Annotated in this window: 2 protein-coding genes (1 of these 2 only partly in view); both read left to right on the top strand. The window is 72.5% G+C overall.

Features of this window, described 5'->3' with window-relative positions:
• Positions 1–60: 60 nt before the first annotated feature.
• Positions 61–4,194, top strand: coding sequence for an amino acid adenylation domain-containing protein (locus ACIBW6_RS33885; protein ID WP_399066591.1), 4,134 nt, complete (start codon positions 61–63; stop codon positions 4,192–4,194).
• Positions 4,191–11,862, top strand: the start of a protein-coding gene (locus ACIBW6_RS33880) for an amino acid adenylation domain-containing protein (protein WP_399066589.1). Its footprint extends 7,748 nt past the window's final position; only the first 7,672 of its 15,420 coding nucleotides appear in the window; the start codon lies at positions 4,191–4,193; its stop codon lies off the right edge, out of view. The genes ACIBW6_RS33885 and ACIBW6_RS33880 overlap by 4 nt, the downstream gene beginning before the upstream one ends.

Genomic DNA, 11,862 nt, shown 5'->3' with positions numbered 1-11,862 from the left:
CGGCTCGTGGTGGTGGAGCGTCGTGGGGCGCAGGGGCGGTTGTCGCCTGGTGCGGGTGTGATGGTGCAGGGCGTGTGGTTCGACCGCGGCCCGGATGCCGAGGGTGTGCTGCTGCTGGTGGCGCACCATCTGGTGGTCGATGGGGTGTCGTGGCGGATCATCGTCCCGGACGTTCAGGCGGCACTGTCCGAACCGTCGGTGGAGCTGGCGGGGGTGGCGACGTCGTTCCGTCGGTGGGCGCGGCTGCTGGTGGACGAGGCGCAGGCGCGGGTCACTGAGCTGGACTTCTGGCGTGGCGTGCGCAGCACCCCGGACCCGCTGCTGGGCGTACGCCCGCTGGATGCGGCGGTGGATGTGGCGTCCTCGGCCGGCCAGCTGGAGCTGCGCCTTCCTACTGCGGTGTCGCAGCGTCTGCTGGGTGCGGTGCCGGCCGCCTTCCACGGTGAGATCAATGACGTGCTGCTGGCTGCTCTGGCGCGGGCGGTGCGGCGCTGGCGGGGTAGCGGATCGCATCCCGTTCTGGTGGATGTGGAGGGGCATGGTCGTGAGGAGCTGCCCGGGGTTGATCTTTCGCGGACGGTGGGCTGGTTCACCTCGGTGTATCCGGTGGCGCTGGACGCAGGCCCGGGGGATGCGGCTTCCTCGGTGCGGCAGGTGAAGGAGCAACTGCGCCAGGTCCCGGACAAGGGCCTCGGTTACGGCCTGCTGCGCTACCTGAACGAGCAGACGGCCCCCGAGCTGGCGGGTGCGGAGCCGCAGATCGGCTTCAACTACCTGGGCCGCTTCACCACTGCCGCCGAGGCAACCGGTCTGGGCCTGCATGGCGGGATGGACCCGCGGATGCCGCTGGCGCACACCGTCGAGGTGAATTCCCTCATCGAAGAAGCCGGTGAGGGTCCGGTGCTGCGGGCGGTGTGGTCCTGGGCCGGCGAGATCCTCTCCCAGGAACGCGTGCAGGAGTTGGCGCAGGCCTGGTTCGAGGAGCTGACCGCGATCGCGGAAGCCGTCGAGCAGGGCGCGGGCGGTCACACGCCGTCCGACTTCCCCCTCGTAGCGGTCGACCAGGCGGACATCGACACCCTGCAAGCCGAACTCGCCGCGGACGGCGCCGTACTGGACGACCTCCTCTCCCTCTCCCCGCTCCAGCAGGGTCTGGCCTTCCACGCCGATTACGACGAGCAGGCCACGGACGTCTACACCGCCCAGTTCGTTCTCGACCTGACCGGTCCTCCCCTGGACGTCGAGCGGCTGCGCGTCGCCGCCCACAAGCTCCTCGACCGGCACCCCAACCTCCGAGCCGTCCTGCGGAAGTCGGCGGACGGAACCCCGTACCAGGCGATCGTCCGGCTTCCCGGAACCCCCTTCGAGACGCGCGACCTCTCCACCGGCCCCGACCCTGAGCAAGCGGCGGACGCGGTCGCGGTGGAGGAGCGGGGGCGCGGGTTCGACCTGCGGCGGGGGCCACTGCTGCGGTGGGTGCTGGTGCGTCTCGGCACGGACCGGCACCGCTTGGTCCTGACCAACCACCACATCCTGCTCGACGGATGGTCGATGCCGGTCCTGTTCCGGGAGTTGCTGGCGTTCTACCGCCAGGGTGGTGCTGCTGTGCTTCCCGCGGTGCGGCCGTTCGGTGCGTATCTGGCGTGGCTGGCGGAGGCGGACCGGCCGGCCGCGGAGGCGGCCTGGCGGGAGGCGCTGGCGGGCGTGGAGGAGCCGACGCTGGTGGCGCCGGCGTTCACCGCGGCGCAGACGCGAGTCCCTGAGCGGTGTGAGGCGCGGGTTGCGGAGTCGGTGGTCGCGGAGCTGACCGTGCTGGCCCGTTCCTGGGGCGTCACGCTCAACACTCTCGTGCAGACCGTGTGGGGTGTGCTGGTCGGCGGGCTGACCGGGCGCGAGGACGTGGTCTTCGGATCCGTCGTCTCGGGCCGCCCCGCCGAACTTCCCGGCGTGGAGTCCATGGTCGGCCTGTTCATCAACACCCTGCCCGTCCGCATCCGCCTGGACGCCGCCGAGACGCTCACCGGCCTCGTCCAGCGCGTCCAGCAGGAACAGGCAGCCCTCCTCGCCTACCACCACCTCGGCCTCACCGAGATCCAGCAACTCGCAGGAACAGGCCAGCTGTTCGACACCCTCACCGTCTACGAGAACTACCCCGTCACACGGGACTCCGCCGACGGGCAGGACGACCGGCGCCTGGACGCCCGCGTCGTCCAAGGACTCGACGCCACGCACTACCCGCTGACCCTCGCGGCGATCCCCGCAGGCGACGCGATGCGGCTGCGCCTCGACTACCAGCCCACCGCCTTCGACCAGGAGCACGCGAGCCGCATCCTGGACCGCTACCAGCACCTCCTGCACCACCTGACCACCACCGCCGACCGGCCCCTCGCCCAGCTCGACATGCTGTTGCCCGGTGAGCGCGCCGCGCTGGAGGAGTGGAACAGCACCGGGGTCGAGGTGTTCACCGGATCCATTCCGGAGGTGTTCGCGGAGCAGGTGGCGCGGGCGCCGCAGGCGCCGGCCGTGGAGTTCGGTGAAGCCCGCCTGACCTACGCCCAACTGGACGCCCGTTCCGCCCAGTTGGCGTACTGGCTCCGGGAGCGGGGCGTGGGTGCGGAGTCGCTGGTGGCGATCCGCATGGAGCGCTGCACCGAGCTGGTGATCGCGGAGCTGGGCATCGCCAAGGCCGGCGGCGCCTACGTACCGCTCTTCCCGCACTGGTCCGACGAACACTGCGCGCGGGTGTGCGAGCAGGCCGGGGTGGTCCTCACCGTCACCGCCGACGATGTCGCGGCCACGGCCGGGGGCCCCGTCGCCGACCTCGGTGTGGTGGTGCGTCCTGATCAGTTGGCGTATGTGATGTTCACGTCGGGGTCGACGGGTGTGGCGAAGGGGGTGGCGGTCCGGCAGCGGGATGTGGTGGCGCTGGCGGCTGATGGTGTGTTTGCGGGTGGGGCGCATGGGCGGGTGTTGGTGCATTCGCCGCATTCGTTCGATGCGTCGACGTATGAGGTGTGGGTGCCGTTGCTCAATGGCGGTCAGGTGGTGGTGGCGCCGCCGGGCCGGGTGGATGCGGGTGAGCTGGCGGCTCTGATCCGTTCCAGCGGGGTGAGTGCGCTGTGGTTGACGGCTGGTTTGTTCGGGGTGATGGCGCAGGAGTTTCCGGAGTGTTTTGCCTCGGTGGTGCAGGTGTGGGCCGGTGGTGATGTGGTGTCGGCGGCGGCGGTGCGCCGGGTGCAGGAGGTGTGCCCCGGCCTGGTGGTGGTCAATGGGTATGGGCCGACGGAGACGACGACGTTCGCGGCCTGTCACCGCATGGACGCCCTGGGCGTGGATGTGACGGACGTACCGATCGGGCGCCCGCTCGACGGCATGCGGACCTACGTCCTGGACGGCCGGCTGCAACCCGTCCCGCCAGGCACCGCCGGCGAGCTGTACATCGCCGGAGCCGGGCTGGCCCGCGGCTACCAGAACCGTGCGGCCCTGACCGCGGAACGCTTCGTGCCGAACCCCTACGCGACCGGGCAGCGGCTGTACCGCACGGGCGATCTGGTGCGCTGGAGCGGCGCGGGCGACCTGGAGTACCTGGGCCGGGCCGATGACCAGGTGAAGGTGCGTGGTTTCCGGATCGAGCTGGGCGAGATCGAGGCCGCGCTGGCGGCTCATCCGCAGGTCGACCGGGCCCTCGTGATCGCCCGGACCACGACCACCGGCACCAAACAGCTCATCGGCTACGCGACGGCCTCCGGCCATGTCGAAGGAACCGACCTGCGCGAGGCCGTGGCGGGCCGGCTGCCGGAGTACATGGTCCCGGCCGCCGTCGTCGTCCTGGACGCCTTCCCCCTGACAACCAACGGCAAGATCGACCGCAAGGCCCTGCCCGAGGCCGAGTACGTCAGCGTCTCGACGGCCAGGGCGCCCCGTACCAAGAACGAAGAACAGCTCTGCGAACTGTTCGCGGAAGTCCTCGGGTTCGAGACGGTCGGCATCGACGACTCCTTCTTCGACCTCGGCGGACACTCCCTGCTCGTCAGCAAACTCACTGTCCGCATCGCCGCACGCCTCGGGGTGCAGATGACCGCCAAGGACGTCTTCCAGGCACCGACAGTGGCCCGACTTTCCGAACTTCTTCCCACTGCACGTCCGGCGCGGCCCAAGTTCCGCCGTATGTCGCGAGAGAGGGGCACATCGTGATCCCGCTGTCCTTTGCCCAGCGCCGCATCTGGTTCCTCGACCAGCTCGAGGGGCCCAGCGCCGCGTACAACATCGCCGTCTCCCTGCGGCTCACCGGACAGGTCGACGTGTCGGCGCTGCGGGCGGCCCTGGCGGACGTGGTCGAACGGCACGAGAGTCTGCGCACCGTCATCGCGGTACACGACGGCGAGCCCAGCCAGCGCGTCCTGGAGGGCGTCCGGCCGGAGCTGCACCGGGCCCGGCCGGCCCGGGACGGGCTGTCCCGGGCGATGTCCGAGGCGGCGGCGCACTGCTTCGACCTGGCCGCGGAGATCCCGCTGCGGGTCTCGCTGTTCGAGGTCGCCGAGGACGAGCACGTGCTGTTGATCGTGCTGCACCACATAGCCGCCGACGGCTGGTCGATGGCCCCGCTCCTGCGCGACCTGTCGGCCGCCTACGCCGCGCGGCACCGCGCCGCGGCACCCGACTTCCCCGAACTCCCGGGCCAGTACGCCGACTTCGCCATGTGGCAGCGCGAAGTGCTGGGCTCCGAGGACGACCCGACGAGCCTGGTCGGCGAACAGCTCGCCTACTGGCGCACGGCGCTGGAAGGCTCCCCGGCGGAGCTGGCCCTGCCCTACGACCGCCCGCGCCCGGCCGTGGCCTCGCACCGCGGGGGCACCGTGCCGTTCGCCGTCGACGCCCAGGTGCACCGGGCGCTCGTCGAGCTGGCGCGCGAGCGGGGCGTGACCCTGTTCATGGTGCTGCACGCGGCGCTCACCGTGCTGCTCTCCCGGCTGGGCGCGGGCGACGACCTGCCGGTCGGCGCCCCGGTGGCCGGCCGCTCCGACGAAGGCCTGGACGACCTGGTCGGCTTCTTCGTGAACACTGTGGTGCTGCGGACGGACGTCTCCGGCGACCCGACGTTCCGTGAACTCCTCGACCGGGTGCGGGACGTCCACCTCGGCGCGCACGCGCACGCGGACGTTCCGTTCGACCGGCTGGTCGACGCGCTGGGCGTGGAACGCTCGGCGGCCCAGCAGGCACTGTTCCAGGTGATGGTGGTCCTGCAGAACAACGTACGGGGCCGCCTGGAGCTGCCCGGCCTTCAGGTCGCGGTGGAGCCCGTGGAGCTGGGCTCCGCGAAGTTCGACCTCACGCTGCAACTGGCCGAGGAGCACGGCCCGGACGGCGGCGCGGACGGGCTGACGGGCGCGCTCGAGTACGCGGCCGACGTCTTCGACGAGGAGACGGCGCAGACCTTGGCCGGGCGGTTCGCGCAGGTGCTGGCGACCGTCGCCGCGGACGCGTCCGTGCGGGTGGAGGCGGTCGACGTGCTGCTGCCGGGCGAGCGCGCCGAACTGGCCGCGTGGAACGACAGCGGCTCCACGGACCAGGCCCGCTCCCTGCCCGAGCTGTTCGGGCGCTGGGTGACCGGCACGCCCGACGCGACGGCCCTGATCAGCGGGGCACGGCACTGGTCGTTCGCCGAGCTGGACCGGCGGGCGGGCCGGCTGGCCGGCCGGCTCGCGGACCGGGGGGTGCGCACCGGCGACGTGGTGGGTCTGCGGCTCGCCCGGTCGGTGGAGCTGGTGGTGGCGGTGCTCGCGGTGTCGCGCCTCGGTGCGGCGTGGCTGCCGATCGACCCGGCCTATCCCGAGCAGCGGGTGCGGCACATGGTGGAGCAGGCGGCGCCGTGCCTGGTTCTCGACGCCGAGCTGGTGGCGCAGGCAGAGGCGGAGGCGGAGGCGCAGGCAGAGGCAGAGGCGGAGGCGCAGGTATCCGCCACGCGGCCGCTCCCCGCCGTCGTCCCGCTGCCGGAGCAGTTGGCGTACGTGATCTTCACGTCGGGTTCGACGGGGGTGCCGAAGGGCGTCGCGGTCACGCACGCCGGCGTGGGAGCCCTGGCTGCCTCCATGACGCGCCGTTTCCACCTGACGCCGGACAGCCGGGTGCTGCAGCTCGCGTCACCCAGCTTCGACGCCTCGGTGATGGAGCTGCTGATGGCGTGGGGGGCGGGCGCCGCGCTGGTCGTCGCTCCGGCGGGGGTGCTGGTCGGCGAGGAGCTGGCGCAGGTGCTGACCGCGGGCCGGGTCACCCATGCCCTGGTGCCGCCGGCGGTGCTGGCCACCGTGCCGCAGCTGCCCACGGACGTCCTGTCGGTGCCGGTGGTGGGCGCGGAGGCGTGTCCGCCGGAGCTGGTGGCGAAGTGGGCGCCGGGACGGCGCATGGTGAACGCCTACGGCCCGACCGAGATCACCATCGCGGCCACCCTGAGCGACCCGCTCGCGGTGACGGGGCAGGCGCCGCCGATCGGGCGGCCCGTCCTGGACGGCGCGGTCCACGTCCTGGACGCCCGACTGCGCCCCGTCCCGCCCGGCGTGACAGGAGAGGTGTACGTGGCGGGCTCCGGCCTCGCCCGCGGCTACCTGGGCCGGCCCGCACTGACCGCGTCCCGCTTCGTGCCGGACCCCAGCGCGACCGGACAGCGGCTGTACCGCACGGGCGACCTCGCCCGCTGGGGCCGCGACGGCCAACTGGTGTACGCGGGCCGGGCCGACGACCAGGTCAAGGTGCGCGGCTTCCGGATCGAGCCGGGTGAGATCGAGGCCGCGCTGGCGGCCCACCCGCAGGTCGGCGGGAGCGTGGTCACCGTCCGCGCGTCCGCCACCGGCAATCAGCGGCTCGTCGGCTACGTCGTTCCCGCCGACTCCGAGGCGGCCCCCGAACCGTCGGTGCTCCGCGCGTACGTGGCGGAGCGGCTGCCGGAGTACATGGTCCCGGCCGCCGTCATGGTCCTGGACGCCTTCCCGCTGAACACCAGCGGCAAGCTCGACCGCAAGGCCCTGCCGGAACCCGACTTCGGCGCCGGCGTCCCGACCCGGGCGCGCACCACCGCCGAAGAGGCGCTGTGCGCGGTCTTCGCCGAGGTGCTGGGCCTGGAGTCGGTGGGCGTGGACGAGTCGTTCTTCGACCTCGGCGGCGACTCGATCGTGGCGATCCAGCTCGTGGCGCGGGCGCGTGCCGCGGGCGTGACGTTCTCGGCGCGGGACGTGTTCCGCTGGCGCACCGTCGAAGCCCTCGCGGCGATGACACAGGCCACCGCGGTGAAGGAGCCCGCCGCTGTCACGGACGAACCCGTCGGCGACGTCCCCGCGACACCGGTCGTCGCCCTGTTCGCCGAACGGAACGGCGTACTGGACGGCTTCTACCAGTCGATGGGTGTGGCGGTGCCTGTGGGTGCCGGGTTGGTGGAGGTGGAGGCCGCGGTTCAGGCGGTTCTGGCGCGTCACGATGTGCTGCGGATGCGGGCGGAGCTGACAGCTGAGGGGGGCTGGGTACTGGACGTCCCGGAGGTGTCCGAGGCGCCGGCTCGCGCGGTGGTGTGCCGGGTCGATGCCCGGGGTCTGTCGCGAGAGGCGTTCGACGAGCTGGTTGTGGTGGAGCGTCGTGGTGCGCAGGGGCGGTTGTCGCCTGGTGCGGGTGTGATGGTGCAGGGCGTGTGGTTCGACCGCGGCGCGGAGGCCGAGGGTGTGTTGTTGCTGGTGGCGCACCATCTGGTGGTGGACGGGGTGTCGTGGCGGATCATCGTCCCGGACGTTCAGGCGGCACTGTCCGAGCCGTCGGTGGAGTTGGCGGGGGTGGCGACGTCGTTCCGTCGGTGGGCGCGGCTGCTGGTGGACGAGGCGCAGGCGCGGGTCACTGAGCTGGAGTTCTGGCGTGGCGTGCGCAGTACCCCGGATCCGTTGCTGGGTGCGCGTCCGCTGGATGCGGTGGTGGATGTGGCGTCCTCGGCCGGCCAGCTGGAGCTGCGCCTTCCTACTGCGGTGTCGCGGCGTCTGCTGGGTGCGGTGCCGACCGCCTTCCACGGTGAGATCAACGATGTGCTGCTGGCTGCTCTGGCGCGGGCGGTGCGGCGCTGGCGGGGTAGCGGATCGCATCCCGTTCTAGTGGATGTGGAGGGGCACGGTCGTGAGGAGCTGCCCGGGGTTGATCTTTCGCGGACGGTGGGCTGGTTCACCTCGGTGTATCCGGTGGCGCTGGACGCAGGCCCGGGGGACGCGGCTGCCTCGGTGCGGCAGGTGAAGGAACAGCTGCGCCGGGTCCCGGACAAGGGTCTGGGTTACGGCCTGCTGCGCTACCTGAACGAGCAGACGGCCCCCGAGCTGGCGGGCGCGGAGCCGCAGATCGGCTTCAACTACCTGGGCCGCTTCACCACGGCCACCGAGACAACCGGTCTGGGCCTGCATGGCGGGATGGACCCGCGGATGCCGCTGGCGCACACCGTCGAGGTGAATTCCCTCATCGAAGAAGCCGGTGAGGGTCCGGTGCTGCGGGCGGTGTGGTCCTGGGCCGGCGAGATCCTCTCCCAGGAACGCGTGCAGGAGTTGGCGCAGGCCTGGTTCGAGGAGCTGACCGCGATCGCGGAAGCCGTCGAGCAGGGCGCAGGCGGCTACACGCCGTCCGACTTCCCCCTCGTAGAGATCGACCAGGCGGACATCGACACCCTGCAAGCCGAACTCGCCGCAGACGGCGCCGTACTGGACGACCTCCTCTCCCTCTCCCCGCTCCAGCAGGGTCTGGCCTTCCACGCCGGATACGACGAGCAGGCCACGGACGTCTACACCTCCCAGCTGGCCCTCGACCTGACCGGCCCCCTGGACGTCGAGCGGCTGCGGGCCGCCGCGCAGGCCGTCCTCGACCGGCACGCGAACCTGCGGGCCGCCTTCCGGCAGGCCGCCGACGGCCGGTGGATGCAGGTCGTGACCGGTTCGGTGCCGGGTTCGGTGCCGGCGCCCTTCCGCACCCTGGACGTGTCGTCGTACGACGCACCGGAGGACGAGGCCGCCGCCGTCGCCGACCGGGAGCGCGCCACCCCCTTCGACCTGCGACGCGCACCGCTGCTGCGGTGGGTGCTGGTGCGCCTGGGCGTGGACCGGCACCGGCTGGTCCTGACCAACCACCACATCCTGCTCGACGGCTGGTCCATGCCGATCCTGTTCACCCAGATGTTCGCCCACTACCGGCAGACGGCCGCGCCCGGTCTGTCCGTCACTCCCGGGCCTGAGGTCGCCGCGCCCTACCGCACCTACCTGACCTGGCTCGCGGACGCGGACCGGCCCGCCGCGGAGGCGGCGTGGCGCGAGGCGCTGGCCGGGGTGGAGGAGCCGACGCTGGTGGCGCCCGGCTTCGTGCCGGCGGAGACCCGCGTCCCGGCCCGGCTGCGCGCGCACCTGGACAGCGCTCTCGTCACGGAACTCACCGAGATCGCCCGCTCCTGGGGCGTCACGCTCAACACCCTCGTACAGACCGTGTGGGGCGTCCTCGTCGGGGGGCTGACCGGACGCGAGGACGTGGTCTTCGGTTCCGTCGTCTCGGGCCGCCCCGCCGAACTCCCGGGCGTGGAGCGGATGGTGGGCCTGTTCATCAACACCCTGCCCGTCCGCATCCGTCTGGACGCCGCCGAGACGCTCGCCGGTCTCGTCCAGCGCGTCCAGCAGGAACAGGCGGCCCTGCTCGCCCACCATCACCTGGGCCTCACCGAGATCCAGCAACTCGCGGGCGCGGGCCAGCTGTTCGACACCCTCACCGTCTACGAGAACTACCCCGTCGTGCGGAACTCCGCCGACCGGGACGACAACCGGCACCTGGACGTGCGGATCGTCGAAGGGCTGGACGCCACGCACTATCCGCTGGCCCTCGCCGTGATCCCCGACGGCGACGCGATGCGGCTGCGCCTCGACTACCAGCCCGCCGCCTTCGACCAGGAACAGGCCAGCCGCGTCCTGGACCGCTACCAGCACCTCCTGCGCACCGTCGCCGCCGCGCCCCGCACCAGCCTCGCCCGGCTCGACGCGCTGCTGCCCGGCGAGCGCGAGACGCTGGCCGGCTGGAACGACACCGCCACGGACGTGCCGCTCACCACGGTCCCCGAGCTCTTCGCCGCCCAGCTCGCCCGCACCCCGCACGCCCTCGCCGTGGAGTACGGGGACGTCCGGCTCACCTACTCCGAGCTGGACGCGCGGGCCAACCAGCTCGCCCACCACCTGATCGCCGCGGGCGTGCGCGCCGAGTCGCTGGTCGCCGTGTGGATGGAGCGGTGCGTCGAACTCGTCGTCGCGGAACTGGGCATCGTCAAGGCCGGCGGCGCCTACGTGCCGCTGTTCCCCGACTGGTCCGCCGGACACCGGGAGCGGGTGTGCGCCAAGGCGGGCGTGTCCGTCGTCCTCACCGCCGCCGACGTCGCCGCCACCGCCGGCGGGCCCGTCACGGACCCGGCCGTACCGGTCCACCCCGACCAGCTGGCGTACGTGATGTTCACGTCGGGCTCCACGGGCGAGCCGAAGGGCGTACCGTCCTCGCACCGCGACGCCACCGAACTCGCCCTCGACCAGGGCTTCTCCGACCGCGCGGCGCAGCGGGTCCTGATGCACTCCCCGCACTCCTTCGACTCGTCGACGTACGAGGTGTGGGTGCCGCTGTTCAAGGGCGGCCACCTCGTCATCGCGCCGCCCGGCCGCGTCGACACGAGGGAGCTGGCCGAGCTGATCCGCTCCAGCGGGGTCACCGGCATGTTCCTGACGGCCGGACTGTTCGCCGTGATGGCGCAGGAGCACCCGGAGTGCTTCGCGTCGGTCGTCGAGGTGCGGCCCGGCGGCGACGTCGTGTCGCCCGCCGCGGTCCGCCGGGTGCAGCAGGCCTGCCCCGGCACGCAGGTCGTGGTGATGTACGGGCCCACCGAGGTCACCGTCTTCGCCACCTACAACCGGATCGGGCCGGTCGCCGAGGACGCCACCGAGGTGCCCATCGGCCGGCCGCTCGACAACATGCGCCTGTACGTGCTCGACGCGGGCCTGCGGCTCGTCGCCCCGGGCCTCGTCGGAGAGCTGTACGTCGCCGGATCCGGTGTCGTGCGCGGGTACCTGCACCAGGCGGCCCTGACCGCCGGCTCCTTCGTGGCCAGCCCCTTCGGCACCGGGGAGCGGCTGTACCGCACCGGCGACCTCGTGCGGTGGAACGAGCACGGGCAGATCATGTTCGTCGGCCGCGTCGACGAGCAGGTGAAGGTGCGCGGGTTCCGCGTCGAGCTCGGCGAGATCGGGGCGACGCTGACCGCCCACCCCGATGTCGCACAGGCCATCGTGGTGGCCCGCGAGATCCCCGGGATCGGCAGCGGCAAGCAGCTCGTCGGCTACGCGGCACCGTCGCCCGCCGCCGCGGCGGCGCCGCCCGGCGCGACCGAGCTGCGCCGGTTCCTCGCCGAGCGGCTGCCCGAGTACATGGTCCCCGCCGCGGTCATGGTGCTCGACGCCCTGCCGCTCACGCCCATCGGCAAGGTGGACCGCAAGGCACTGCCGCAGCCGGAGTTCACCGCCGGGGAGTCCAGGGCGCCGGGGACCCCGCAGGAGGAGGTCCTGTGCGGTCTGTTCGCCGAGGTGCTCGGCCTCGACCGGACCGGCATCGACGAGTCGTTCTTCGACCTCGGCGGGCACTCCCTGCTCGCGACCCGGCTCGTCTCGCGGCTGCGTACCGTGCTGAACGCCGAGGTCAGCGTCCGTACCGTGTTCGAGGCGCCCACGGTGGCCGCCCTCGCGGCCCGGCTCGGCGCCGCCGACACGGATCGCCCCGCCCTCGCGGCGCAGGAACGCCCCGAGCGGCTGCCGCTGTCGTACGCGCAGCGCCGCCTGT

This window comes from Streptomyces sp. NPDC049813, from assembly GCF_044465085.1.
Classification (GTDB): Bacteria; Actinomycetota; Actinomycetes; order Streptomycetales; family Streptomycetaceae; genus Streptomyces.
The sequence above is the reverse complement of the archived record's forward strand: the minus strand, read 5'-3'. Positions and strand labels throughout refer to the sequence as shown.

Excerpts from the sequence above, each read along its gene's own strand:
- ACIBW6_RS33885 (WP_399066591.1), top strand. The coding sequence starts at position 61 with ATGGTGCAGGGCGTGTGGTTCGACCGCGGCCCGGATGCCGAGGGTGTG.